This window comes from Bradyrhizobium guangxiense (assembly GCF_004114915.1).
In the GTDB taxonomy this organism is placed as follows: domain Bacteria; phylum Pseudomonadota; class Alphaproteobacteria; order Rhizobiales; family Xanthobacteraceae; genus Bradyrhizobium; species Bradyrhizobium guangxiense.
Map to the genome: position 1 here is coordinate 593,162 of NZ_CP022219.1, position 23,962 is coordinate 617,123.

General features: G+C 63.8%; 25 protein-coding genes. 15 read left to right on the forward strand and 10 right to left on the reverse strand.

The window, feature by feature from the left end; genetic code table 11:
* The first annotated feature begins 4 nt into the window (after positions 1-4).
* A complete protein-coding gene (locus X268_RS02810) occupies positions 5-940 on the forward strand; it encodes a LysR family transcriptional regulator (protein ID WP_128923519.1) in 936 nt (311 codons plus the stop codon).
* A gap of 67 nt (positions 941-1,007) precedes the next feature.
* Here the strand turns inward: X268_RS02810 and X268_RS02815 are convergent, their stop codons facing one another.
* Positions 1,008-1,265: a hypothetical protein gene (locus X268_RS02815; RefSeq protein WP_164937489.1), complete on the reverse strand. Its 258-nt coding sequence runs from the start codon at positions 1,263-1,265 to the stop codon at positions 1,008-1,010.
* A gap of 251 nt (positions 1,266-1,516) precedes the next feature.
* Here X268_RS02815 and X268_RS02820 point away from each other — a divergent pair, with 251 nt between their 5' ends.
* Positions 1,517-2,503 carry a Bug family tripartite tricarboxylate transporter substrate binding protein gene (locus tag X268_RS02820; protein WP_128923521.1) on the forward strand — a complete coding sequence of 329 codons (987 nt, stop codon included), beginning with the start codon at positions 1,517-1,519 and terminating at the stop codon, positions 2,501-2,503.
* A gap of 150 nt (positions 2,504-2,653) precedes the next feature.
* Positions 2,654-3,010: a hypothetical protein gene (locus X268_RS02825; protein ID WP_128923522.1), complete on the forward strand. Its 357-nt coding sequence runs from the start codon at positions 2,654-2,656 to the stop codon at positions 3,008-3,010.
* A gap of 101 nt (positions 3,011-3,111) precedes the next feature.
* On the opposite strand, the gene X268_RS02830 is transcribed toward X268_RS02825, so the two are convergent.
* Genes X268_RS02830 through X268_RS02840 form a run of 3 tightly spaced genes read right to left on the reverse strand, consistent with a single transcriptional unit; the run spans position 3,112 to position 5,238 of the window.
* Positions 3,112-3,942, reverse strand: a complete 831-nt coding sequence (locus tag X268_RS02830; protein WP_128929124.1) for an adenylate/guanylate cyclase domain-containing protein — start codon at positions 3,940-3,942, stop codon at positions 3,112-3,114.
* A 59-nt stretch (positions 3,943-4,001) separates the two neighbouring features.
* On the reverse strand, positions 4,002-4,469 hold the full coding sequence (locus X268_RS02835) for a YbaK/EbsC family protein (RefSeq protein WP_128923523.1): 468 nt from the start codon (positions 4,467-4,469) through the stop codon (positions 4,002-4,004).
* Between the two features lie 37 nt (positions 4,470-4,506).
* Positions 4,507-5,238 (reverse strand): haloacid dehalogenase type II, encoded by a 732-nt coding sequence (locus tag X268_RS02840; protein WP_128923524.1) that lies wholly within the window; start codon positions 5,236-5,238, stop codon positions 4,507-4,509.
* Positions 5,239-5,531: 293 nt separating this feature from the next.
* On the opposite strand from X268_RS02840, the gene X268_RS02845 reads away from it, so the two are divergent.
* Positions 5,532-6,761, forward strand: a complete 1,230-nt coding sequence (locus X268_RS02845) for a glycosyltransferase family 87 protein (protein WP_128923525.1) — start codon at positions 5,532-5,534, stop codon at positions 6,759-6,761.
* Between the two features lie 575 nt (positions 6,762-7,336).
* Here the strand turns inward: X268_RS02845 and X268_RS02850 are convergent.
* On the reverse strand, positions 7,337-7,708 hold the full coding sequence (locus X268_RS02850; RefSeq protein ID WP_128929125.1) for a winged helix-turn-helix transcriptional regulator: 372 nt from the start codon (positions 7,706-7,708) through the stop codon (positions 7,337-7,339).
* 112 nt (positions 7,709-7,820) lie between these two features.
* On the opposite strand from X268_RS02850, the gene X268_RS02855 reads away from it, so the two are divergent.
* A complete protein-coding gene (locus tag X268_RS02855) occupies positions 7,821-8,555 on the forward strand; it encodes an SDR family NAD(P)-dependent oxidoreductase (protein WP_164937490.1) in 735 nt (244 codons plus the stop codon).
* A 68-nt stretch (positions 8,556-8,623) separates the two neighbouring features.
* On the opposite strand, the gene X268_RS02860 is transcribed toward X268_RS02855, so the two are convergent.
* The gene (locus tag X268_RS02860) at positions 8,624-9,508 is read right to left on the reverse strand and encodes an amidohydrolase family protein (protein WP_128923526.1); all 885 of its coding nucleotides are present in this window, start codon (positions 9,506-9,508) and stop codon (positions 8,624-8,626) included.
* A gap of 312 nt (positions 9,509-9,820) precedes the next feature.
* On the opposite strand from X268_RS02860, the gene ykgO reads away from it, so the two are divergent.
* The 3 genes from ykgO to X268_RS02875 all read left to right on the forward strand — a co-directional run bounded on the left by ykgO (position 9,821) and on the right by X268_RS02875 (position 11,071).
* The gene (ykgO, locus tag X268_RS02865; RefSeq protein WP_006611362.1) at positions 9,821-9,946 is read left to right on the forward strand and encodes a type B 50S ribosomal protein L36; all 126 of its coding nucleotides are present in this window, start codon (positions 9,821-9,823) and stop codon (positions 9,944-9,946) included.
* Positions 9,947-10,052: 106 nt separating this feature from the next.
* A complete protein-coding gene (locus X268_RS02870; protein ID WP_128923527.1) occupies positions 10,053-10,685 on the forward strand; it encodes a tetratricopeptide repeat protein in 633 nt (210 codons plus the stop codon).
* A gap of 125 nt (positions 10,686-10,810) precedes the next feature.
* Positions 10,811-11,071 (forward strand): hypothetical protein, encoded by a 261-nt coding sequence (locus X268_RS02875; protein WP_128923528.1) that lies wholly within the window; start codon positions 10,811-10,813, stop codon positions 11,069-11,071.
* A 7-nt stretch (positions 11,072-11,078) separates the two neighbouring features.
* On the opposite strand, the gene X268_RS02880 is transcribed toward X268_RS02875, so the two are convergent.
* A complete protein-coding gene (locus X268_RS02880) occupies positions 11,079-11,261 on the reverse strand; it encodes a hypothetical protein (RefSeq protein ID WP_128923529.1) in 183 nt (60 codons plus the stop codon).
* Between the two features lie 331 nt (positions 11,262-11,592).
* Between X268_RS02880 and X268_RS02885 the strand changes: the two genes are divergently transcribed.
* Complete coding sequence (locus X268_RS02885) at positions 11,593-12,549, forward strand: alpha/beta fold hydrolase (protein ID WP_164937491.1); 957 nt, start codon at positions 11,593-11,595, stop codon at positions 12,547-12,549.
* Between the two features lie 120 nt (positions 12,550-12,669).
* Here X268_RS02885 and cycA read toward each other — a convergent pair whose 3' ends face one another.
* A complete protein-coding gene (gene cycA, locus X268_RS02890) occupies positions 12,670-13,065 on the reverse strand; it encodes a cytochrome c-550 CycA (RefSeq protein WP_128923531.1) in 396 nt (131 codons plus the stop codon).
* Positions 13,066-13,294: 229 nt separating this feature from the next.
* Here cycA and X268_RS02895 point away from each other — a divergent pair, with 229 nt between their 5' ends.
* Entirely contained in the window at positions 13,295-14,788 is a 1,494-nt protein-coding gene (locus X268_RS02895) for an FAD-linked oxidase C-terminal domain-containing protein (protein WP_128923532.1), read from the forward strand.
* Between the two features lie 276 nt (positions 14,789-15,064).
* Here the strand turns inward: X268_RS02895 and X268_RS02900 are convergent, their stop codons facing one another.
* The gene (locus X268_RS02900) at positions 15,065-15,400 is read right to left on the reverse strand and encodes a putative quinol monooxygenase (RefSeq protein ID WP_128923533.1); all 336 of its coding nucleotides are present in this window, start codon (positions 15,398-15,400) and stop codon (positions 15,065-15,067) included.
* 225 nt (positions 15,401-15,625) lie between these two features.
* Here X268_RS02900 and X268_RS02905 point away from each other — a divergent pair, with 225 nt between their 5' ends.
* The 4 genes from X268_RS02905 (at position 15,626) to X268_RS02920 (ending at position 20,043) form a co-directional block, all read left to right on the forward strand.
* A complete protein-coding gene (locus tag X268_RS02905; RefSeq protein WP_128923534.1) occupies positions 15,626-16,861 on the forward strand; it encodes an FAD-binding protein in 1,236 nt (411 codons plus the stop codon).
* Positions 16,861-18,183 carry a glycolate oxidase subunit GlcF gene (gene glcF, locus X268_RS02910; RefSeq protein WP_128923535.1) on the forward strand — a complete coding sequence of 441 codons (1,323 nt, stop codon included), beginning with the start codon at positions 16,861-16,863 and terminating at the stop codon, positions 18,181-18,183. Before X268_RS02905 ends, glcF begins: the two co-directional genes overlap by 1 nt.
* A gap of 69 nt (positions 18,184-18,252) precedes the next feature.
* Positions 18,253-18,639: a histone gene (locus tag X268_RS02915; RefSeq protein WP_128923536.1), complete on the forward strand. Its 387-nt coding sequence runs from the start codon at positions 18,253-18,255 to the stop codon at positions 18,637-18,639.
* Between the two features lie 390 nt (positions 18,640-19,029).
* On the forward strand, positions 19,030-20,043 hold the full coding sequence (locus tag X268_RS02920) for a TorF family putative porin (protein WP_164937492.1): 1,014 nt from the start codon (positions 19,030-19,032) through the stop codon (positions 20,041-20,043).
* 119 nt (positions 20,044-20,162) lie between these two features.
* Here X268_RS02920 and X268_RS02925 read toward each other — a convergent pair whose 3' ends face one another.
* Positions 20,163-21,923, reverse strand: a complete 1,761-nt coding sequence (locus tag X268_RS02925; RefSeq protein ID WP_128923538.1) for an ABC transporter ATP-binding protein/permease — start codon at positions 21,921-21,923, stop codon at positions 20,163-20,165.
* Positions 21,924-22,237: 314 nt separating this feature from the next.
* On the opposite strand from X268_RS02925, the gene X268_RS02930 reads away from it, so the two are divergent.
* The gene (locus X268_RS02930; RefSeq protein ID WP_128923539.1) at positions 22,238-23,902 is read left to right on the forward strand and encodes an L-lactate permease; all 1,665 of its coding nucleotides are present in this window, start codon (positions 22,238-22,240) and stop codon (positions 23,900-23,902) included.
* Positions 23,903-23,962: the final 60 nt, after the last annotated feature.

The window sequence follows — 23,962 nt, forward strand, 5'->3', positions numbered from 1 at the left end:
TCCCATGGCAAAACTCCCGGATTTCGAGGCGCTCGCGATTTTCGCAAAAGTCGTGGAATTGCGGTCGTTTGCGGGGGCCGCGAGCGAGCTGGCGATGTCCAAGGCCACGGTCTCCAAGGCGGTCACGCGGCTCGAGGAGCGGCTCCGCGCGCGGCTGTTCAACCGCACCTCGCGCCGGCTGGCGCTGACCGACGCCGGGCACAAGCTCGCCGAGCGCGCCACGCGTCTTCTGGCCGACGGCGAAGCCGCGGAGAACGAGGCGCTGGCGCAATCCGTGGCGCCGCGCGGTCTGGTGCGGCTCGCCGTGCCCATGACGTTCGGCATCAAGGCGGTGGCGCCGCTGCTGCCGGAATTCTTCGAGACCTATCCGGAGGTCTCTGTCGATCTGCATCTGAGCGATGCGACCGTCGACCTGATCGGCGAGGGGTTCGACATGGCGGTGCGGATCGCGCGGCTGCCGGACTCCTCGCTGATCGCGCGGCGGCTCTTCACCATGCCGCGCTTCACCGTGGCCGCGCCGTCCTATCTCAAGCGTCACGGCCGGCCGACGCACCCGATGCATCTGGCCGAGCACAAATGCTTCAGCTACGCCTACATGTCGACGCCCAACATCTGGCACTACACCAACGCGGCCGGTGAGCAGGCCAGCGTGCGTCCGGGCGGACAGCTCCGCGTCAACAATGGCGAAGCCGTGATGCCGGCGCTGGTCGCAGGCCTCGGCATCGCCGAGCTCCCCGAGTTCATCGTCGGCGAAGCCATCTCCTCCGGCGCCGTCGAAGTCATCCTGAAAGACTGGAAGCAGGCCGAAGGCGCCGTGCATCTGGTGACCCCGCCGGGCGGCCCAAGGCCAGCGCGCGTCGAGGCGCTCGGCGATTTCCTCGCAGCGAAGCTGCCGGGCACATGCAAGCGGCGGCCGAGGAAAGCCGCCAAAGCCGGATAGATCCTTGGTGGGCACGGCGCGCAAAGGGCAAGCTTTGCCCCCTACGGCATCTTGCTTTGCGGCTTGACTACGACACCTTGACGCCGTCGATCGCGACGATGCGCAAGGTCGGCTTCAGCGTCTCGTCGAGCTGCGTCTTCAATTCGTGAACGCGCGGATTGCTCGAGCGCGCCGCGCACACGCCGTATTGATGGACGGATTGCGCCAGAGCGCGCCGCGCTTCCGGCGTCCGCGTCAATTCGGGCTTCGAAAGCCGCAGCACGATCGCCGCCAGATTCACCAGCATCTCGTCCAGCGCGACGTCGATGGTCGCCAGATTCCGCATCACTCACTCTCCCTGAGAGGGCAACAGCGGGTCCAGACATGCGTTCCTGCCGGAGCGCGACATGGTTAACGCTTCGTAAACGTCTTGTTCCTGCCGTTTGGCGCGCTAGAGCGTTTTCGAGCGAAGTGGACACCGGTTCGCGTGAAGAAAACGCGTCAAAACAAGAATCTAGAGCTTCGGTTCTGATTCAATCAGAACCGAAAATGCTCTAGGCTGACAGCGAAACAAGAAAATCAGGGGGAGGGCCCATCATGGATCGACGCGATCTCTTGCGTGCCGCTGCGGCATGGCCGCTGCTGCGGGCGGCTCTGCCGGATCCGGCCTTCGCCCAAGCCTATCCGCTACGCAACATCACCATGATCGTGCCGTTCCCGGCCGGCGGGCAGGCGGACCTTGCCGCGCGCCCGGTGGCGATGGCGCTGGAGCGCATACTCGGCAAGCCCGTTGTGGTCGACAACCGTGCCGGAGGCGGCGGCGGCTCGGTCGGCAATGCCGCGGCGGCGCGTGCCGAACCCGACGGCTACACGCTGCTGATGACGCTGTCCTCGCTCGCGGTGCTTCCCGAGGCCGACCGTCTGTTCGACCGCCCGGTCGCCTATGAGGTCTCGCAGTTCATGCCGATCGCGCGCGTGCTCGCCGATCCCACGCTGCTGGCCGTGTCGGCGTCGGCGCCGTGGAAGACGGCGCAGGATTTCGTCGAGGATGCGAAGAAGCGCCCGGGCCAGATCACCTACGGCTCGTCCGGGCCCTACGGCACGCTGCATGTGGCAATGGAGATGTTCGCCAGCAGCGCCGGCATCAAGCTGCTGCATGTGCCGTTCCGCGGCGCAGGACCCGCGCTTACCGCGATCCTCAGCGGCACGGTGCAGGCCATCGCCGCCGCACCGGGGACGCTGAAGCCGCAGGTCGACGACGGCAAGCTGCGCGTGCTCGGCAATTGTGGCGCGCAGCGAATCGCGAGCTTCCCCGACGTGCCGACCTTCCAGGAGCTCGGCTACAAGGACGTCGAGATGTACATCTGGGCAGGGCTGTTCGCACAGAGTTCGCTTCCCGCGCCGATTGCGACCCGCCTGCGCGAGGCGATGGCGCAGGTGATGACGAGTCCCGACGTGCTCAAGGCTTTCGAAACGTCGGGCAGTCTCGTTGCCTATCAGGACGCACCGGCCTTCGCACAATTCGTCGCGACCGACAGCACGCGGCTGATCGCGGCGGTGAAGAAGATCGGCAAGGTCGAGTAGGCGGCGTCCTGCTGCTGGGGCGCCACGGGCTGAAGCATCAGCGGGAGCTTCAGGAGTTCCAGCGGCGTTTTCACATTTTGTTGTTGGTCCAGAACCGGCTCCCGCCTCATTGATTGATGAAAATCGAAGGGAATCGAGAAGGATCGGGACATGCGGACAGAGCGGATTGCGCTGGGTGTCGTGCTCGCGATCGGCGGCATCGTCTCGCCGGGCGCAGCATTCGCCGAGGAATATCGCGGGACCATGGAGCAGCAGATGGCCTGCACGCCGGACGTCTGGCGGCTATGCAGCGACCAGATCCCGGACGTGAGCCGCATCACGGCGTGCCTGCAGCAAAACACGCCGCAGCTCTCAAGCGGCTGCCGTGCCGTGTTCCAGTCCAACAACCAGATGCCACCGCAGCAGCAGGTCCCACGCAATCGCGCCGCACCGCCACCGCGCTACAATAATGCGCTGCCGCCACCCCCGCCAGCGCAACCGCGTCCCTATGACGATAATGACGATTAGGCGCTGACAAGCGCACGATCCGGAAAAAGTGCGCGGCCTTGAGCGTGAAGATTTGGTGCCGCGAGGGTCTGGTGGCGCGACATGCGGTCGCGCCGCCTCGTTCAGCGCTCCGTCCTGCTGTCCGATTCAGGTCGGTGTCCAAGCGTCATTCGCAAGACGACGCCGAACAGAATGGCTGCGACTGGCCAATGAAACCAGATCCTGTTGCTGGTGAACAGATTGATCAGGATCAGGAAGGCTGACACCGTGAGGGCCGCTGCAACCGGGCGGGGCAGCCTTGTCAGCCAATCCGAGACGACATTCGTTGCCGAAGACGGCGCGCGCCTGTCGTCCAATCGCGGAGCCCGCGCGCTCTCCGGAGGCGCTGCACGTTGCTCGATCGGGAAGTTTCCCGGCCCGGCTGCTTGGCCACCCAGCGTCAACCGATAGCTCGTCAGGGGAGCGATGTTCTTCAGGGGACGCTCGCCGAGGCAGTCGAAGCCGACGGATAGTTTGTTGTGCACCTGATCGTAGACGGAGCTCGAGATCACGACGCCGCCGGGTTCGGCGAGCTCTTGCAGGCGCGAAGCGATATTGACCCCGTCGCCATAGATGTCGGTGCCGTCCACCATCACGTCGCCGAGGTTGATGCCGATGCGAAACTGCATCGGGCTCGCCTCCGGCGCGTCCGAGGCCTGACTGGAGATCTCCTGCTGGATCTCGACCGCGCATTGCACGGCCTCGACGACGCTGGCGAACTCCGCGATCACGGCATCGCCCCAGGTATTGACGATGCGGCCGTCATGGCGCTCGACCAATCGTGCAATGGCCGTGCGGTAGCGGCGGAGTGTCTCCAACGTTCCGGTTTCGTCCGCTTCCATAAGGCGAGAATAGCCGTACACGTCAGCGCACAGCACGGTGGTCAGTCGTCGCTTTACCTTGTCGTCGGGCATCGGCGCCATGCTAGCCTCCCTGACCGGCAAATGCATCAGGCATCGTAATCGGTGCCGCCTTACGGCCTGACGTCACAGACATCGACCCATTCGGCGGCGGTCAGCTCGGCCATGCGGTCGGGGGTGATGCGCACCGCGCTGTGGGTCGAGCCCGCGGCCGGCACCACCACATCGAAGGCCTTCAGTGAGATGTCGCAATAGACCGGCAGCGGCGACTTCAGCCCGAACGGGCAGACGCCGCCGACCTCGTGCCCGGTGATGTCGGCGACCTCCTCCAGCCCCAGCATTTTCGGCTTGCCGCCGAACTGCGCCTTCACCTTCTTGTTGTCCATCCGCGAGGTGCCGGCGGCCACGATCAGGATCACGCGTTCGCCGACGCGCAAGCTCAGCGTCTTGGCGATCATTCCGGGCTCGACGCCATAGGCTTCGGCCGCCAGCGACACGGTGGCCGAGCTGATCGGGGATTCGATGACGGTGATGTCGGGGGCTTTCTCGGCGAAGAAGGCGCGAACGGATTCCAGGCTCATTCCAGGCAGCTCATGTAAGACTTGCGGGCGGCGATGCCTAAGCAATCATCGGCAGCTCGGAGAGCGCGCGGACACGATAATCCGGCGCAAAGCCAAGCTCGTCCATCTGGGTGCGGATCGCCTTGAACATCGTGAGCGGTGCCACGAGTTCAGTCTCGACGCAAGCCAGCGCCATGGCTTCCGGCGTCACTCGCTCGATCCAGGCGACGTTCAGCCCGAACGACTTTGCCCCCGCCACGTCCCAGGGATTGGAGGACACGAACAGCACCTCTTCAGGCGCGGTGCCGAGCTCTTCGCCGATCAGCTCATAGGCCGCCGGGCTCGGCTTGAAGATCTTCTTCGCGTCCACGCTGATGGTCGCGTCGAGCAGGCGGTCGAGCTTGGTGTTGTGCACCAGCGCATTCAGCATGTCCGGGTTGCCATTGGAGAGGATGGCAAGCTTTCGCGGCTTCAGCGCGGTGAGCGCTGTGGTCGCATCCGGGTACAGATCGAGATGCAGGTACTTCTCGATCACGCGCTCGAACGCGTCCTTCTCGTAGTCAAGCCCGAGCACGCGCAGCGTATAGGCCAGCGAGTCCCGCGTCACGGCCGCAAAATCCTGGTAGCGCCGCATCAGCGAGCGCAACCAGGTGTATTCGAGCTGCTTGATCCGCCAGACCTGCGTGATGATCTCGCCATAGCCCGGAAACGCATCCTCGGTGATCTCGGCGACCGACTGGATGTCGTAGAGTGTTCCGTAGGCATCGAAGACGACGGCGTTGATTCTCATCGACTGTCCTTCCAGGCCGTTGTGCTGACAAGAACTCCACTTGCGGGAGTGAGCATAACCGTCAGCTTACCAGAGCAAAGCGGAACTCTGCACCTGTGATCGGCGGCCTGTGATCCATTGCGGACAATGCCCGAGACGCGGGATCCGAAACGTCAGGGCTTGCGTGCACACCTTCGTCTCCAATCTCCCGCGTTTTCATCAGCCTGATCGGGTCGGATCAAGCCCTGGCTGCCCTGTACTTGCGCCGCCCTTCCGTGAACTGAGGCTTTACCCTTTGAGCTGCATAATGAATCATGACAAGCTTGGCACCGGCGTTCCCCTCGGCATCAGTCAGGATCTATGCCGCCTTCACCGTAATGGCTGCGGCCGTTCTGCTGGTCGTCGTCGTACTGGACTTCCAACTGGCGGCAGCCCAGTCGTTCCCATCCTTTGTGCTTGACCCCGGTGGTTTTCCGGTCGGTCGTGATTTTCTGAACACTTGGATGGGTGGCCGATCGGCCTTCTCCGGCGGTCCTGCGGACTGGTTTGATTTCGACGTCTACATGGCTGCCCTGGCGAAGGTGACCGGCATCCCCGGTTTAGCACCGATGTATTGGTCGTATCCGCCGCATCTTCTGTTTCTCATCTGGCCCTTCGGCTTGCTTGGCTTTCTTCCGTCGTACATCGCGTGGTGCGTCGCCGGGCTTGCCCTCTACGTTTGGGCGGCAGCATCGTGTGGTGTCGAACGAAAATACTGGCCGTTTCTGGCGGTCGCCCCTGCCGTTACGGTTAACATATTCCTTGGCCAAAATGGTTTTCTGACCGCTGCGCTCCTCATCGGTGGCCTGGCGAATCTCGATCGGCGACCGATACTGGCTGGAATCTTGTTTGGTTTTTTGACCATCAAGCCGCAACTCGGGCTCCTGCTCCCGATCTTGTTGGTGCTGAGAGGGCACTGGCGCGTCATTGGCTCAGCCGTCGTGACAACGGCGCTGCTTGTCGCTGCGACTGCAGCGTGGCTTGGGCCGGAAATCTGGATGGAATATTGGCGCAAGGTCGCGCCACAACAGCACGAACTGCTCGAGGTGGCAGGTGTCATGGGCTGGCCGATCGTTGCCTCAGCCTTGATCAACGCCCGCCTTGCCGGTGTCCCGGCTGATCTGGCCTGGGTGGTGCAAGGTGTGGCGTCGGTATCTGCGGTCGGTGCGGTGGTTTGGACGTTCTGGCGCAAGCGCGATCCGGTGCTCTCACTGGCGCTCTTCGTGACCGCGACCTTCTTGTTTTCACCTTGGATCATGAACTACGACATGGTTGTGTTCGGATGGATTGTCGCGCTCCTGCGTCAGCGCGAAAACGAAACGTTGGCCGATCAAATTCTTTCGCTGGCGCTATGGATGTTGCCCATTCTGATGTTTCCATTTGGCTTCGCGAAAATGCCCATTGCTGGACTGATCCTGCCGTTGTTCGCCGCTCGTATTCTATGGCGGTTGGCCAATGATACCTCGCAGCCCGTCTCGCTGGCGACGTCGCCAGCTTCGACTTGAGTGGCGGCGTTTCTCCTTCAGCTGTCACTTAGCGGCGCCGTCGGCGAAGCTACGGCTCGCCAGTTGACGTCTGTTTCAGCATCCTGCGGACGCGAATTACTCGCGTTGAGATTTGACCCGGGGCGGACATCGTGGCCGCTCGAAGACCGCCAGCAGAGGGCTAAATGGATCGCGTTGCTGGCATTATTTCCAACGTCTCGTTTTGAAGATTGAGGCCTTTCCACATGTCGAGTTCGTCGGAATTTTCGTAGGCGATGCAAAGGCAGACGTCTTCTCGGCCATCGGCCGTCCGGGCATATTCGACGCTATGGATTAGTCCAGAGACAGATAGCGAAGAGTTCAGCGGCGCGCTCGCAATCATACCGGCTTGAATCTGCCCTTCTTCTATCGCGCCAGCCAGCACAAACAGCCGGCGACGTTTGAGAGCAGAGGTGTCGTTGACCCGAAACCTGGACCTCCAGACTATTCTACATCGAAAACTTCGTGCTTCTGGCCTCCAAGCCCAAGCCAGACTGAGTTGCATCAACGCGCTGCGATCAGGGACGGAGCAGACCTCGAACGAAGAGCCGCGCAAGCTAGACAGCCGGCGGACGTTCTCGCCGCGTCCAGGTCGCCCGTTCGGCGAACACCTGGCTGACTTCCGCCATGTGCTCCGTGCCCCACGCGCAGAGCGGCACGAGAGCCTGGGCGAGGCTGTGCCCCAAGGAAGTGAGGCTATAGTCCACCCGCGGCGGCACCTCCTTGTAGTCGGTCCGCTTGACGAGGCCATCGGCCTCCAGCTCCTTCAGCTGCTGGATCAGCACCTTGTCGCTGACGTCGCGTATGGCGCGCCGGAGCTCGCCGTAACGGGTCGGTCCATCCTGGGCGAGGAAGTACAGGATCAGCGGCTTCCACTTGCCGGCGATGACCCGCAGGGTCGCATCTAAGCCGCAGGTGAAGCCGGGCAAAGTCGGCGTGCAGCTCTGGACCGGTGCCGGAGCCTGTGCAGGCGGGAAAGTCGTGTCTGACATTTTTTGGGTACGCCGCCAGCTCAGTGCAACCTCAGTGAAGGAGCACATCATGAGCAGACTAAAAGGCAAGACGGCAGTGGTAACCGGCGGCGGCACCGGCATCGGATTTGGCGCGGCGAAACGGTTCGTCGACGAAGGCGCCTTCGTCTATCTGTTCGGCCGGCGACAGGAGCAGCTCGACGCCGCCGTGGCGAAGCTGGGATCCTCGGCGCGAGCGGTCAGGGGCTCGGTGACGGATCTGGCCGATCTCGACCGGCTCTATGCGACGGTGAAGGCCGAACGGGGCGGGCTCGACATTCTGTTCGCCAATGCCGGCACCGGGTTATTCGCGCCGCTCGGTGAGATCACGGTCGAGCATTACGATCATATCTTCGACGTCAATGTGAAGGGGCTGGTGTTCACGGTGCAGAAAGCCCTGCCGCTGATGATGAAGGGAGCGTCGATCATCCTCACCGGGTCGAGCACGGGTGTGATGGGAACGCCGCAATTCAGCATCTACAGCGCGACCAAGGCCGCGATCCGCAATCTGGCGCGGAGCTGGGCACAGGACCTGCGCGGCACCGGTATCCGCGTCAACGTGCTGTCACCAGGGCCGACCAAGACGGAGCTGGCACTGGAGATTGTCGGCGAGGAAGCCTTCGATGCGCTTGGGAGCGCCACGCCCATCGGGCGTGTCGGCGATCCCTCCGAGACGGGCGCGGTGGCGGCGTTCCTGGCGTCGTCGGACAGCAGCTACATGACCGGCGGCGAGGTCTTCGTCGATGGAGGCCTCGCGCAAGTCTGAGGTCTTGAGCATGAGGGCTTCGGTTGCTCGATCGAAGCCCTCGATGCGCTGCGTTGCTTGAGGAGCGCTTAGATCCCCAGCAGCTTGCGCGCGTTTGCCTTCAGCACCTTCGGCCGGATCTCGTCGCGAATATCGATCTTGGCGAAGTCCGACAGCCAGCGGTCCGGCGTGATCACCGGCCAGTCCGAGCCGAACAGCATCTTGTCCTGCAGGATCGAGTTGATGTAGCGCACCAGGATCGGCGGGAAATACTTGGGCGACCAGCCCGAGAGGTCGATATAGACGTTCGGCTTGTGGGTCGCGACCGAAAGCGCCTCTTCCTGCCAGGGGAAGGAGGGGTGGGCGAGGATGATCTTGAGGTCGGGGAAATCGGCCGCGACGTCGTCCATGTACATCGGGTTGGAATATTTCAGCCGCATGCCCATGCCGCCGGGCATGCCCGAGCCGACGCCGGTCTGCCCGGTATGAAACAGCGCGATCGCGCCGCCATTGTTGATCTCTTCATAGAGCGGATAGGCCATGCGGTCGTTGGCGTAGAAGCCCTGCATGGTCGGGTGGAATTTGAAGCCGCGGACGCCGTATTCCTCGATCAGCTTGCGCGCCTCGCGCGCCCCTAACTTGCCCTTGTGGGGATCGATCGAGACGAAGGGGATAAGGACGTCGAGATGGTCGGAAGCGACCTCCAGCATCTCGTAATTGTTGTAGCGGCGGAAGCCGGGCTCGCGCTCGGCATCGACCGGGAAGATCACCGCGGCGATGTTCTTGGAGCGGTAATAGGCCGCGGTCTCCGGCACCGTCGGCGGATGCTTGTTCGGCGACTTGAAATATTCCGCCATCTGCGCCTGGAAGTCGTCATAGCCGTCGTCGGGATGACAGCCGCAGGGCTCCTCGGCATGGGTGTGGATGTCGATGGCGACGACATTGTCGATATCAGGCAGCTTCAGCTTCGGCATGGGTTTCCTCCCGACAGGTTGCCGAATTGATTATATGATATAACGAATTTGGCAAGGCGTCGTCGAAAGGCTCTGATTTCCTGGACGATAAATCGGGCCGATCCGGGCGCTTTGACTGTGCATGGGGTTGTTTTCACGAATTTGCCGGTTCGGAACGGGGCAGTTAACATTGACATCACCGCCCGCCATGCCTTAAGAACCGCCCCGTCCCGGGCGGCCGGTCCGCCAGCGGGAAAGATCTCATTTTGCCACATTCGCGCGTGCCGCAACGGTAGTGCCGAACACGGCCTTTCGAACGTTCAGGATTCCGCCATGAAGGTCCGTAACTCGCTGAAATCGCTGCGCGGTCGCCATCGCGCCAACCGCCTGGTCCGCCGCAAGGGCCGGGTCTATGTGATCAACAAGGTGCAGCGCCGCTTCAAGGCTCGCCAGGGCTGAATTTGCCCTGCCGGTCGCCTTCGCGCGCCCCGCAAGACCACGGCTCACACTTGTTTGACGCCGCCTTTGCTTTGCAAGGGCGGCTTTGCGCGTCTAGACTTTGCCCATGGCAGTGAGATTCCCTTTTGCGCGCATTTTGTGTCTGGCCGTCGTGCTGGGAGCCATTGGGCTCGCGCCAACCCACGCGCAGCAGGTTGAGCCGCCCGGCAAGCAGAAGCAGCTCCCCGAGGCGCCGGCCAAGCTGCCCAAGGTCGATCGCACCAAGAATCTCGATTTCCTGTTCGGCGCCTTGAAGGCGGCGCCCGACGAGGTCAGCGCCAAGCATGTCGAGGCGCGGATCTGGGCGATCTGGTTGCAGACCCCAAGCGACACCGCGGCGCTGTTGATGTCACGCGCCAAGACCGCGGTCGATGCGAAGAAGATCGAGGTCGCGATCAAGCTGCTCGATTCGGTGATCAAGCTCAGGCCCGACTACATCGAGGCCTGGAACCGGCGCGCCACGCTCTATTACATGCAGAACGACTATGGCCGGTCGCTTGCGGACATCCAGCAAGTGCTGATCCGGGAGCCGCGCCATTTCGGCGCGCTCGCGGGCCTCGGCATGATCATGCAGGAGGTCGGGGACGAAAAGCGCGCGCTCGATGCCTATCGCAAGGCGCTTGCCGTCAATCCGCATCTCGAAAAGATCCCCGACCAGGTCAAGGCGCTGACCGAGAAGGTCGAAGGTCGCGACATCTAGCCTAGAACTCGATCATTTCTTGAGCGAACGCGGCGTCTTCGGATTAACCACGATCGGAAGCGCGGCCTCGTGAGGGCTATTGTCGGTGCCGCCGCAGGCCTACCTGCATGGCAGGAGCGAAAGCCATGAAACGTTTGATTCTTGCTGGGTGCTTGCTGCTCGCGTCGGGGACGTTGAGCTTCGCCGACGGACTGTTCTGGGTGGTCGGCAATCGCGCCACCGGAAAATGCAATATCGTGACCAGCAATCCGGTCATCATCGGCGATATCTGGTTCGGCGACGGTCCCTACAAGTCCAGGGCGGATGCCAAGCTCGCCCGCTCGACGATCCGTGTCTGTCCCGCACTCACGCCGGACGAGGAAAAAGACGAGGACGGGACGGACTAGCCTGCGCTCAATGCAGCGCGCTGCCGCCGCGCTCGACGAGGCCGCGATCGGCGACCGCGGCGTAGGCCTTTGCCAGCTCCGCCTCGAGATGCTCGTTGATCAGGAGCAGCGCCCGCACGGCACCACGCAGGTCACCGTTGCAGCTCGCGACGATCTCGTCGATCGCAGTGTCGTTCGATCTGAAGCTCATCGAAAATCCTCCGGTTCAAACCAGGACAATTCTGCCGGTCGTTCCCACATCCCCTGAGGCCTGCGAGGAGGATCGGCGCCCACCCGTGCCTAGATGGCGGAACCGACCATGGCGATTATATGGAGGCCGCGATGACGGCCGCATGAAGCTGTTTCGAGACTTGCGGGTCCCCGCGGAATATTGTTGATTCCATTGGGCTTTTACGTTCTGGAATTGTGCACATATCCACAGCCCCGGCATTTTCGGTGGAAGCACGGAAAGCCGGCGGTGCGAAACTGCCGCCTCTCAGACCCGTAGCTGCCGTGTGCCCTGGATCTCCCGGATTGTCTCCATGATCGTAATGTCAGTCGTGACGGCGCTGGTTCTGCTGGCGCTGGTCACGCAGGCCGGAATCGTCGCCGTGCAGCGTGCCTTTCCGCCGCAGGGCGAGATGGTGGAGGTCGACGGCGCGACGCTTCATGTCGTCGACATCGGCCCGCGCGACGCGGGCTTGCCGATCGTGATGCTGCACGGCGCAAGCTCCAATCTCGAAGCGATGCGGCGCCCGCTCGGCGATCTGCTTGCCAAGGATCGTCGCGTCATTCTGGTCGACCGTCCTGGCCACGGCTGGAGCACGCGCGCGCGGCGCGAGGATTCCACGCCGCAGATCCAGGCACGGATGATCGACGAGGCGCTTCGCAAGCTCGGGATCGAGCGTGCGGTCTTCGTCGTGCATTCCTGGAGCGGTGCGCTCGGCGCGCGGCTTGCACTCGATCATCCCGGCCGCGTCGCGGGCCTCGTCATGCTCGCGCCCGTCACCCATCCCTGGCGTGGCGGCGTCGGCCGCTACAACGAGATCATCGCGACGCCGGTGATCGGCCCGCTGCTCGCCTACACCATCACCCTGCCGCTCGGCTATTTTCTCGCCGAGCCCGGCGCGCGCAGCGTCTTTCTGCCGCAGATGATGCCTGACGGGTTCGTGCAGGATTCCGCGACGCCGCTGCTGCTGCGTCCGCGCGAATTCATCGCCAATGCCTATGACCTGGTGACGCTGAAGGAAGCCGTCGCCGCGCAAGCTCCGCGCTATGGCGAGATCAAAGCCCCGGTCACGATCATCGCCGGCGAGCCGGACAAGACGGTGAGGACCGGCATCCACGCCCGCCCGTTCGCGGCCATGGTGCCGAATACGAAGCTGATCGTGCTGCCCGATCTCGGCCACATGGTGCAGAACGCCGTGCCGGACCGCGTCAAGGCGGAGATCGAGACGATGATCGGGAGAATCGTCCCGGCACAGGCGGCCGCAGACTAAAGCGCGATGAGTTTTAGATGAATCGTCATCGCGCTTTAGGTTTTTGTTTGCGCATGATCTTTCCGGAAAACCGCTTCGCACTTTTCCGGATCATGCGTTAGCGGCCGCCTGCTTGCGCGTTTACTGCTTGATCTTCCCGTCCTTGTCGAACTGGGAGACGTAGGACCAGAGATTGTTGATCTCGGTCTCGTTCTTGATGCCGGCGAACGCCATCTTGGTGCCGGGGATCTTGGCCTTGGGATCCTTGATGTATTCCTTGAACGTGGCCTCGTCCCAGGTGATGCCGGAATTCTTGTTCGCGTCCGAGTAGCTATAGCCCTCAACCGTGCCCGACTTGCGGCCGTTGAGACCGTTGAGCTCGGGGCCGACCTTGTTCTTGGCGCCTTCGCCGATCGCGTGGCAGGCCAGGCATTTGTTGAACGATGTCTTGCCGGCCGCAACATCCTGCGCCATCGCGGCGGGGGCGGTGGCCATCACGGTGAGGATCGTCAGCGCGCCGAAAGTCAATTTTGTCATAAGTGTGCTCTTCGTCTCTTCCCGGGGTCAGATGGAGGGTTGTGGTTTTGGCAGGTCCGGTGCAAGGGGACAAGCCGCGAAACCTTGACAGGTTTCCTGGTAGCAGACTTGTCCCAGAGAGAACTTGCGCTGCAACAAAGCAATGCGACCTTCGGAGGACCTACCCAAAGGCGGCAAGACATGATTGATTTGCCGGGACAATTCCATCCGTGGACGAAAGCTTCGTAATATGGCCATCATGATGCCCGCGAGCGACCAGGCCGTGCTCGCGCGGCGCGCTGAGATCGTTGCTGCATTGCGTAGAATCGTGCCCGGCGAAGGCGTGATCGATACGCCTGCCGAGATGCGCGCCTATGAGTCCGACGGGCTCACCGCCTATCGGCAACCGCCAATGGTCGTCGTGCTGCCCGATACGACCGAGCAGGTTTCGCTCATCCTGAAATATTGTGCAGAGCAAGGCATCAAGGTGGTGCCGCGCGGTTCGGGCACCTCGTTGTCCGGCGGCGCTCTGCCGCTGGAGGACGGCGTTCTGCTCGGCCTCGGCAAGTTCAAGCGAATCCGCGAGATCGATTTCGACAATCGCGTCGTCGTCACCGAGCCCGGCGTCACCAACCTCGCGATCAGCCAGGCGGTCGCTCATGCCGGCTTCTACTACGCGCCCGATCCGTCCTCGCAGATCGCCTGCTCGATCGGCGGCAATGTCGCGGAAAATTCCGGCGGCGTGCACTGCCTGAAATACGGCATGACCACCAACAACGTGCTCGGCTGCGAGATCGTGTTGATGAGCGGCGAGATCCTACGCATCGGCGGCAAGTCGGCGGAGAGCTCAGGCTATGACCTGATGGGCGTCATCACCGGTTCCGAGGGCCTGCTCGGCGTCATCACCGAGATCACGGTGCGCATCCTGCAAAAGCCGGAGACGGCACGCGCGCTGATGGTGGGCTTTGCCGAGGTCGAGGCCGCCGGCGAATGCGTGGCGCGCATCATCGGCGCCGGCATCATTCCCGGTGGCATGGAGATGATGGACAAGCCCGCGATCCACGCCGCGGAGGCCTTCGTGCATGCCGGCTATCCGCTCGACGTGGAAGCGCTGCTCATCATCGAGCTCGACGGTCCCAAGATCGAGGTCGACGAGCTGATCACACGGGTCGAGACCATCGCCAACGGCTGCGGCTCGACCACCTGCCAGATCTCGACCTCGGAGGCCGAGCGCAACCTGTTCTGGGCCGGCCGCAAGGCCGCGTTCCCGGCCGTTGGCCGCATCTCGCCCGACTATCTCTGCATGGACGGCACGATTCCCCGCGGCGCGCTGCCGAAAGCGCTGGCGCGAATCCGCGAGCTCTCGGAAAAGTACCAGCTCGGCTGCGCCAACGTGTTCCATGCCGGCGACGGCAATCTGCACCCCTTGATCCTCTACGATGCCAACAAGCCCGGCGAGATCGAGCGCGCCGAAGCGTTCGGCGCCGACATCCTGCGTGCCTGCGTCGAGTTCGGCGGCGTGCTCACCGGCGAGCACGGCGTCGGCATCGAGAAGCGCGACCTGATGCCCGACATGTTCAGCGAGATCGATCTCAATCAGCAGCAGCGTCTGAAATGCGCCTTCGACGCGCAGGGCCTGCTCAACCCCGGAAAGGTATTTCCGACCCTGCATCGCTGCGCCGAGCTCGGCCGCATGCATGTGCATGCCGGCAAGCTGGCATTTCCGGATTTGCCGCGGTTTTAGTCCGCTGTGACGGAGCACCCTCTCCCCTTGCAAGGCAGGGCTATCGCATTGGCTCTTTGCGCGAGCTGGGCGCGCGCCTCGTCTTTCGAGACGACCGCTTCGCGGTCTCCCCAGGATGAGGCTTAGCGGCATCGAAGCCCGTTGAAACCAGCGAAACGCACTCGGTCCTCATCCTGAGGGCCCGCCAACGGCGGGCGTCTCGAAGGATGGCCACAGGCGATATCACTCCCATCTGCGATTTGCTCTGCCTTGCAAGGGGAGAGGGAATGAGATTGCTCACAGCAATCCGTACTGCGCGCGCTCGCGCTTCGCCAGCAGCGGCAGGGCTTCACCGGCGATGAAGGTCTTGAAATGCGCACTCTCCTGGTGCGCCTTGAAAGCGGCTTCGTCGCGGAACAGCTCGTAGAACAGGAACTGGGCCGGATTGTCCTTCGCCCGCGAGATCAGGAACAGCTTGACGCCGTCCTCGCGCTGCGCCTCCGGTAGGAAGCGGTCGAGAATCCCTGCAACCCTGTCGGCCTCATCAGGCTTTGCCTCCCATTGCGCGACGACGAGCAGGCCGTCGCCGTCGACGGCGTCGCTGAGAGATTTCTGCGTGGCATAATGGTTCATGATGTCTGTCTCCATCGGCTGGTCTCGATCGCGATCGGCGCAGATTTGTAGCGAGGGCCCGTCGGCTTTGGTTCGCCGGCGATCGAAGTGTCGATGTCGTGAACGCATCGATGATGATCGAAGCGTCGTCGGCATCGGGCAGGGCCCCGACTGCACCGGCGATGATCGTCGCCAGCGTCACGCCGCATTTGATTTTGGCGGCGAATTTCGCTACCGCCTTTTCCCGTGGATACGCTCAGGGTCAGAGACGCCAAAGACGTCGAAGAGGTGGTGCGCGCGGCGATTGCCAACGAGCAGCCGCTCGAGATCGTCGGCCATGGCTCCAAGCGCGGCATCGGCCATGCGATGGCAACCAATGCCGTGCTCGACCTCTCGGCGCTAAGTGCCATTACCTCCTACGAGCCGAACGAGCTCATCATCACCCTGCAGGCCGGCGCGCCGCTGGACGACGTGCTGGCGCTGATCGACGCCAAGAACCAGCAATTCGCCTTCGAGCCGATGGACACCGCGCCGCTGCTCGGCACGCCGGTATCAGGTACCGTCGGCGGCATGATTGCGGCCGGGCTCGCCGGGCCACGGCGGATCAGGGCGGGCGGCGCCCGCGATCATCTCCTGGGGGCGCATGCGGTCTCGGGTTTCGGCGACAGCTTCAAGACCGGCGGCAAGGTGGTGAAGAACGTCACGGGCTACGACCTCTGCAAGCTGCTTGCGGGATCCTGGGGCACGCTGTCGGTGATGACCGAGGTCACGCTGAAGGTGATGCCCAAGCCGGAGGCCGAGCGGACGCTGCTGCTGCGCGGGCTCGATGATGCCGCCGCCAACAAGGCCATGACCGCGGCGCTCGGCTCGCCCTTCGACGTCTCCGGTGCCGCGCATCTGCCGAAATCGCCGTTCCGGGCCAAGACCGAGGGGCTCGGCGATCTCGCAGGGGAGGGCGAGGCGCTGACAGCGCTGCGGCTCGAGGGCATCACGGCTTCCGCCGCCCACCGCGCCGGCTCGCTGCGCGAATTGCTGGCGCCGTTCGGAGCCGCGACGCTGGCCGAGGACGTTGCCTCCGCGACGCTTTGGGCCACGGTCCGCGACGTGCTGCCGTTCGCGGCCAGCGGCGCGCTCGGCGACTGGCCGGTCTGGCGGATCGTCTGCCCGCCGGCCTCGGGCGCGGCACTCGGCACGCAGCTGGCGGGCGAGACGGGGGGCGACGTGATCTACGATTGGGGCGGCGGCCTGATCTGGGCGGCGCTCCCGCCGAAGCCGGACGCGCATGCCGCGGCGGTGCGCGCGCGTGCGAACGCGGTCGGAGGGCACGCCACGTTGATCCGGGCGGCCGACGATGTCAGGCGCGACGTCGACGTGTTCCATCCTCAGGCGGCCGGCATCGCCGCGCTGAGCGAGCGCGTGCGCGCCAGCTTCGACCCGAAGACCATTCTCAACCGGGGGCGGCTCACGCGGAGCGCTGGCTGATGAAGACCGAATTCTCACTGGCGCAGCTCGCCGACCCCGACATCGCGGAAGCCGACAAGATCCTGCGCGCCTGCGTCCATTGCGGCTTCTGCACGGCGACCTGCCCGACCTATGTGCTGCTCGGCGACGAGCTCGATAGCCCGCGCGGCCGCATCTATCTGATCAAGGAGATGCTGGAGAAGGACCAGGCTCCGACAGCCGAGGTGGTCAAGCATGTCGACCGCTGCCTGTCGTGCCTGGCCTGCATGACGACCTGTCCGTCCGGGGTGAACTACATGCACCTCGTCGACCAGGCCCGGGTCAGGATCGAGCAGCGCTATCAGCGCCCTTTGGCCGAGCGGCTGCTGCGCCAGGTGCTGGCCTTCGTGCTGCCGGACCCGCAGCGTTTTCGCGCCAGCATGTGGCTGGCCCGGCTCGCCCGACCGCTTGCCGTGTTCCTGCCGACGCCGCCGCCCTCGGCCACGCCCGGCCTGATCCAGCGCATCAAGGCGATGTTGGCGCTGGCTCCGAACCGGCTGCCGCCGCCGGGGCCTGCCGGCGGCAGCGTGTTCGCGGCGCTGGGCAAGAAGCGCGGCCGCGTCGCACTGCTCCAGGGGTGCGCCCAGCAAGTGCTGGCACCGCGCATCAACCAGGCGGCCATCAGTCTGCTCCCCCGCCACGGCATCGAGGTTGTCCTGGTTCGGGACGAGCAGTGCTGCGGTGCGCTGACCCATCATCTCGGCAATGACCATGATGCCTTGGCACGGGCGCGGGCCAACGTCGAGGCGTGGCGGAAGGAAGCGGTCGGCGAGGGGCTCGACGCCATCCTGGTGACCACGTCCGGCTGCGGCACGGTGATCAAGGACTACGGCTATCTCCTGCGCGAGGATGCTGCGTTCGCCGCCGACGCGGCCAAGGTGTCCGCGCTCGCCAAGGACATCACTGAATACATCGCCGGCCTCGGACTCGAGCCGACCGCGCGACAGGACAACATCGTCGTTGCCTATCACTCCGCATGTTCGTTGCAGCATGGGCAGAAAATCACGGGCCTTCCGAAAGAATTGCTTTCCAAGAATGGATTCGTGGTGAAAGATGTGCCCGAGAGCCATTTGTGTTGCGGCTCGGCGGGGACCTACAACATTCTCCAGCCCGAGCTTGCGGGCCGGTTGCGCGATCGCAAGGTTGCCAACATCGCAAGCGTCAAGCCGGACATGATTGCCGCAGGCAATATCGGCTGCATGGTGCAGATTGCCAGTGGCACGTCAGTTCCGGTCGTACACACGATTGAGCTTCTCGATTGGGCTACGGGCGGGTCGCGGCCGGCACTCAACACGTCGAGCTGAGCTTTCCTCCCGGGGTGACGGCTGAAGACGCCCGATCGACCATTGTTCGGCGGCAACAGGAGGACCACGATGGCGAAAGCGAAGAAGAAGAAAAGCAAGAAGGCCAAAAAGGCGAAGAAGGCTGTAGCGGCGAAGAAGTCCGCGAAGAAGGCAGCCAAGAAGTCCGCGAAAAAATCGACCAAGAAGTCTGCCAAGAAGGCTTCCAAGAAAGCTTCGAAGAAAGCCGCCCCGAAGAAGGGGGCCAAGAAGGCGGTGAAGGCATCGGCCAAGAAGGCCGCCAAGCCGGCTGCACCGAAGAAGGCCGCGAAGAAGGCGGCACCGAAGAAGGCGAAGGCAGCGCCCGCGCCGAAGCCGTCAGCACCGCCGGCAGCTCCGGCTCCCGAGCCGGCAGCCGAGACAAGCTGGGCGATGCCTTCGTCTTCTGCGGAAGCGGCGCCGGCCGAGGGGCAAGGCTAGGTCCCTGCCCGAGACCGCGATCGCCAACAGGAAGGCCGCTGCGGTGACGCTGCGGCCTTTTTTGCATTGCCGCAACCACCTCCGGAAGCCGTTGCTGTTCAGCGCCAGGGCGATTCGTGGCCCGGCTGACACACCAGTTGCCTCTCCGTACTTGCACGGTCCGTCCGCGCACTTTGGAGTGCAAATAATGTGATCGAGAAGACACACAGGCCGACAACCTTCCGTGGAATCGCCAAAACGCCTAAAAAGTCGGCAGATGCTCGTGTTTTTTGCTTCACGGGCCTCATCGCTCGATCCAGATTGTCGCAGTAACGCAATTTTGCACACAAGTCGTTTGCTCCGGGGGGCTTCCGGGATCCGACTGGGTAAGAACTGGTGATGGGGATCGAAATGAAAAAAGTGGCTTTGTTGGCAACGGCGCTGGCAATGGTGACGACGGGCTCGGCTTTCGCAGCGGATTTGCACGTGAAGGCATTGAAGGCCCCGCCGCCCCCGGCCTTCGATCCCTGGGACATCGCCTTCGGCGGCGGCATCATGAGCGATTACATCTTCCGCGGTATCACCCAGTCGAACCATAAACCGTCGGTCACGGCCTATTTCGAGCCGCGCTACAACGTCAACAAGGACCTCCAGCTCTACATCGGTGCGTCCGCTGAGAGCATCTCCTTCCCGAACCGCGCCGCGGCGGAAGTCGATATCTACGGTGGTATCCGCCCGACCTTCGGCATGTTCGCCTTCGACTTCGGTATCTGGGGCTACCTCTATCCGGGCGGACAATGCTTCGGCTCGCAGGGTACCCTGCTGCAGGGCAATTGCGGCAGCGACATCGACTACTCGCAGGGCGCGATCGGCCTTCCCATCAACGGCAACTTCGCCAAGAAGAGCGCGAGCTTCTACGAAGGCTATGCCAAGCTGAACATCAACATCAACGACCAGTGGACCGTCGGCTTCAACGAGTACTATTCGCCGAACTTCCTGAACCTCGGCGCCTGGGGCAACTACGCCTCGATCACCGCCAAGTGGACCGCGCCGAGCACGACCTTCGGTGCTAGCGGCGTCGGCATGTATGTGTCGGGCGAGTTCGGCCGTCAGTGGTTCGGCACGTCCGACATCTTCTACGGCATCGCGGGCGATCCGGTGTACGCGAACGGCATCAAGGAGCCGAGCTATAACACCTGGAACGTCGGCGTCGGCTTCACCTACAAGGTGTTCACGCTCGATCTGCGTTACTACGACACCGACCTGAGCAAGGGCGACTGCAACGCCTTCACCAGCGATCACACCGCGAAGTTCACCGGCAGCTTCACCGCGATCAACCCGGGCGGTTTCGGCTCCAACTGGTGCAGCGCGGCCGGCGTCGCCAAGCTTTCCTTCGACCTGACGGCGATGACCAACCTGAAGTAAGTTTCTTCTCGGGAGTAACTCACGAGGGCGGCGGGGCAACCTGCCGCCCTTTTGCTTTTGGGGCCGGGTGTGTCAGCGCGGGCGCGAGCTGGTGTTCGGCGCGCCGTTCCCGGCTCGCCTCAACGCGCCGCCGTCGGCTCCTTCTCGGCCGGCGCGCCGGCCTTGCCGAGGACGCGGATCTCGCCGTCCTCCACCAACCCCACCTTGCGGGTGTGGAAGGCGTCCAGCGTCGAGCGGTGGCCGATCGAGACGATGGTGGCCTGGGGCAGCTTCTCCGTCAGCAGCCGATAGAGCCGGTCCTCGGACGGCTCGTCCAGCGAGGCCGTCGCCTCGTCGAGGAAGAGATAGTCCGGCAGGTGCAGCAGCGCTCGCGCGAGCCCAAGGCGTTGCTGTTCGCCGAGCGACAATGTCCGGTTCCAGTGACCGTCCTCGTCCAGCCGGTCCGCCAGCCGCGGCATGCCGACTGCAATCAGCGCGTCGCGGATCCTCTCGGGCGGGATCGAGCCGTGCTCGGCCGGGTAGATCACAGCGTCGCCGAGCGGGCCGATCGGGAAATACGGCCGCTGCGGCAGCATCATCAGCTTCGACTTCTCGGGAATGGCGATCGTGCCGGTGCCGAACGGCCAGACGCCGGCAATGGCCCGGAACAGCGTCGACTTGCCTGAGCCAGACGCGCCGGTCACCAGCACCCGTTCCGACGGCTGGATCGTGAAGCCATCGGCTGCGACCAGAGGCGTGCCGTTCGGCAGTTTGACCAGCAATTGCTCGAGGGCGATGGCCCTGCCCTTCGACGGCGCGACCTCGATGGAGGGTTCGAGCGCGGCGCCGCGCGCGGCGGAGCTGACCGACATCTCGAAGCCGTCGAGGCGGGCGATCACCGCGCGCCATTCGGCGAGCGAGCGATAGGCGGTGACGAAGAACGACAGTGCGTCCTGCACGCTGCCGAACGCCGAGCCGGTCTGCATCATGTCGCCGAGCTGGATGCGCTTGGCGAAGTAGGCAGGCGCCACCACCACATAGGGAAAGAGTGTTGCAGCCTGGCTGTAGCTTGCCGTGAAGGCGGTCAGGCGCTTGGTCCGGCTCATGATCTCGTACCAATTGCCGATGACGAAGCCGAAGCGCTGCAGCAGGCGCCCTCGCTCGGCGTTCTCGCCTTTCAGAAGTGCGATCTGCTCGGAATTCTCGCGCACGCGGATCAGGTTGAAGCGGAAATCGGCTTCGAAGCGCTGCTGCTCGAAATTGAGGTTGATGAGCGGGGAGCCGATCCAGTGAGTCAGCGCGGTACCCGCGATGGCGTAGGCCACCGCGCACCAGACCAGAAAACCGGGGACGACGATATCGGTACCGTAGAGGTACAAGGGGGCCTTGTAGGACAGGCCCCAGAGGATGACGACGAAAGAGGCCAGCGTCACGACCGAGGACAGAAGGCCAAGGCCGATGGTCAGCGTCTGTTCGACGAAGGTCTTGACGTCCTCGGTGATGCGCTGGTCCGGATTGTCGGCGGCGTCGCCCTTGAGCTGCATGCGGTAATGGGTGGCGCCGTCGAGCCATTCGCCGAGATAATGCTGCGTCAGCCATTGCCGCCAGCGGATCTGGAGCCACTGATTGAGGTAGAGCTTGTAGACGGCCAGTGCGACGAAGGTGAAGGCAAGGCCAAGGAAGATCCAGACTTCCTTGATGAACTCGGGCAGATCGTAGGCCTGCAGCGCGCTGTAGAACCGGTTCTGCCATTGATTGAGCAGCACATTGATCGCGACCAGCACCAGCTCCATGGCGACGACGACGGCAAGCAGGCCGCGGCCGGCCCATTTGTCCTCCGACCGGAAATAGGGGACGGCGATTCGCCAGACGATCGCGAGCGTGGCGCTGATGTTCTTCACAGAGCAGAGTCTCCTCAGGGGGTGTGCACAAATGCCCGGTGCCAACGACCTGAGGCAATGGCGGAAATGGGCGCGCTTAGACTAAAGTCGCAAGGTCTGCAATTTGCGTTGGCTTGTCGCAGCCTGCAACCCTAGCATGGGGTTCGACGGCGCGGGGTGGGGTGCTCCGGGATTTCGCGAGCTTGTGAGCGGACGGGAACCGCTGCATTCGCGAGGAATTCGCGTCCAGCTCGGGGGTTATCGCTTCCAGCGTCAAGCAGGTTCGGCTGTCCACGCGCGCCGCCTGCCGCAAACATGCGTGGGGGAGGAAGATCATGTGGAATCAAATCTATGACCCGCTGCACAGCCCGGTGCTGTCGACGATCGCGGCGGCGGTGCCGGTCGTCACGCTGCTGGTCCTGATCGCGAGCGGCCGCGTCCAGGCCCATATCGCGGCCGTCATCGCCGTGATCGTGACCAATCTGATCACGATCTTCGTCTTCACCATGCCGGCGAACATGTCGATCCGCGCTTCGGTGCTGGGCATCGTCACCGGCTTCTTCCCCATCGGCTGGATCGTCCTCAACGTCATCTTCCTTTACCAGGTGACGGTGAGCACCGGGCGGTTTGAATTGCTCAAGCGCGCGGTCGGTGGCGTTACCGAGGACCGCCGGCTGCAATTGCTGCTGATCGCGTTCTCGTTCGGTGCGTTCTTCGAGGGCGCCTCGGGCTTCGGCACGCCGGTCGCGATCACTGGCGCCGTGCTGATCGGTCTCGGCTTCTCGCCGCTCGCGGCATCCGGCCTCTCGCTGATCGCCAACACCGCGCCGGTCGCCTATGGCGCGCTGGGCACGCCGATCCAGGGCCTCGCCTCGGTCACCGGGCTCGATCCCTACATCCTCGGCGCGATGGTCGGCCGGCAATTGCCGTTCTTCTCGTTGATCGTGCCGTTCTGGGTGGTGTGGGCGTTCGCGGGCTGGAAGGGCATGAAGGACGTCTGGCCGGCGATCCTCGTCACCGGCGTGTCGTTCGCGGTCCCGCAATATGTGATCTCGAACCACATCAACCCCTGGATCGTCGACATCGGTGCGTCGCTGATCTCGATGGGTGCGCTGATCCTGTTCCTGAAGGTCTGGCAGCCCAGGCAGCTGTGGCTGTCGCCGGCGCTCCGCGGCCGCGACGAATCGGCGGCGACGATGGCGGCGGCAAAGCCGCTCGACAAGACGCCGCTGACGCAGAGCGAGCTGTTCAGCGCGCTGCTGCCGTGGGTCATCGTCTGCATCGTGATGCTGATCTGGGGCAACGGCGCCTTCAAGGCCTGGGCGAACTCGATCTTCATCTGGAACTATCCGGTGCCCGAGCTGCACCAGATGATCAACAAGATGCCGCCGGTCGCGCCAGGGCCGACCAAGGAGGCTGCGGTGTTCAGCTTCACCTACCTGTCGTTCACCGGCACGGGCATGCTGATCGCGGCGATTATCTCCGGCTTCCTGATGGGCGTCGGACCCGGCCGGCTCGTGACCGAGTATGGCCGCACCATCCGCCTGTGCGCGATCTCGCTGATCACGATCTCGGCGATGCTCGCGATCGGCACCTTGACGCGGCTCTCCGGCGTCGACGCCACGCTTGGTCTGGCGTTCGCCGCAACCGGCGTGCTGTATCCCTTCTTCGGCACGCTGCTCGGCTGGCTCGGCGTGGCGCTGACGGGATCGGACACCGCCTCCAACGTGCTGTTCGGAAACCTGCAGAGGATCACCTCCGAGCAGCTCGGCCTGTCGCCGATCCTGATGGGCGCGGCGAACTCGTCCGGCGGCGTGATGGGCAAGATGATCGACGCGCAGTCGATCGTGGTCGCGTCCACCGCCACCAACTGGTACGGCCACGAAGGCACCATCCTGCGCTTCGTGTTCTGGCACTCGATCGTGCTGGCCTGCCTCGTCGGTGTGCTGGTGACGTTGCAGGCCTATGTCTATCCGTTCACGGCCCTGGTCCTGAAGTAGCAGTCCACGCCCGGTTTCGACGCAGATCCCCGCGAGGTTCGCCCCCCCCCCGGGGATTTT

Coding starts and splice junctions, on each gene's coding strand:
- X268_RS02810 (WP_128923519.1), top strand. CDS start 5: ATGGCAAAACTCCCGGATTTCGAGGCGCTCGCGATTTTCGCAAAAGTC.
- X268_RS02815 (WP_164937489.1), bottom strand. CDS start 1,265: ATGCGGAATCTGGCGACCATCGACGTCGCGCTGGACGAGATGCTGGTG.
- X268_RS02820 (WP_128923521.1), top strand. CDS start 1,517: ATGGATCGACGCGATCTCTTGCGTGCCGCTGCGGCATGGCCGCTGCTG.
- X268_RS02825 (WP_128923522.1), top strand. CDS start 2,654: ATGCGGACAGAGCGGATTGCGCTGGGTGTCGTGCTCGCGATCGGCGGC.
- X268_RS02830 (WP_128929124.1), bottom strand. CDS start 3,942: ATGCCCGACGACAAGGTAAAGCGACGACTGACCACCGTGCTGTGCGCT.
- X268_RS02835 (WP_128923523.1), bottom strand. CDS start 4,469: ATGAGCCTGGAATCCGTTCGCGCCTTCTTCGCCGAGAAAGCCCCCGAC.
- X268_RS02840 (WP_128923524.1), bottom strand. CDS start 5,238: ATGAGAATCAACGCCGTCGTCTTCGATGCCTACGGAACACTCTACGAC.
- X268_RS02845 (WP_128923525.1), top strand. CDS start 5,532: ATGACAAGCTTGGCACCGGCGTTCCCCTCGGCATCAGTCAGGATCTAT.
- X268_RS02855 (WP_164937490.1), top strand. CDS start 7,821: ATGAGCAGACTAAAAGGCAAGACGGCAGTGGTAACCGGCGGCGGCACC.
- X268_RS02860 (WP_128923526.1), bottom strand. CDS start 9,508: ATGCCGAAGCTGAAGCTGCCTGATATCGACAATGTCGTCGCCATCGAC.
- ykgO (WP_006611362.1), top strand. CDS start 9,821: ATGAAGGTCCGTAACTCGCTGAAATCGCTGCGCGGTCGCCATCGCGCC.
- X268_RS02870 (WP_128923527.1), top strand. CDS start 10,053: ATGGCAGTGAGATTCCCTTTTGCGCGCATTTTGTGTCTGGCCGTCGTG.
- X268_RS02875 (WP_128923528.1), top strand. CDS start 10,811: ATGAAACGTTTGATTCTTGCTGGGTGCTTGCTGCTCGCGTCGGGGACG.
- X268_RS02880 (WP_128923529.1), bottom strand. CDS start 11,261: ATGAGCTTCAGATCGAACGACACTGCGATCGACGAGATCGTCGCGAGC.
- X268_RS02885 (WP_164937491.1), top strand. CDS start 11,593: ATGATCGTAATGTCAGTCGTGACGGCGCTGGTTCTGCTGGCGCTGGTC.
- cycA (WP_128923531.1), bottom strand. CDS start 13,065: ATGACAAAATTGACTTTCGGCGCGCTGACGATCCTCACCGTGATGGCC.
- X268_RS02895 (WP_128923532.1), top strand. CDS start 13,295: ATGGCCATCATGATGCCCGCGAGCGACCAGGCCGTGCTCGCGCGGCGC.
- X268_RS02900 (WP_128923533.1), bottom strand. CDS start 15,400: ATGAACCATTATGCCACGCAGAAATCTCTCAGCGACGCCGTCGACGGC.
- glcF (WP_128923535.1), top strand. CDS start 16,861: ATGAAGACCGAATTCTCACTGGCGCAGCTCGCCGACCCCGACATCGCG.
- X268_RS02915 (WP_128923536.1), top strand. CDS start 18,253: ATGGCGAAAGCGAAGAAGAAGAAAAGCAAGAAGGCCAAAAAGGCGAAG.
- X268_RS02920 (WP_164937492.1), top strand. CDS start 19,030: ATGAAAAAAGTGGCTTTGTTGGCAACGGCGCTGGCAATGGTGACGACG.
- X268_RS02930 (WP_128923539.1), top strand. CDS start 22,238: ATGTGGAATCAAATCTATGACCCGCTGCACAGCCCGGTGCTGTCGACG.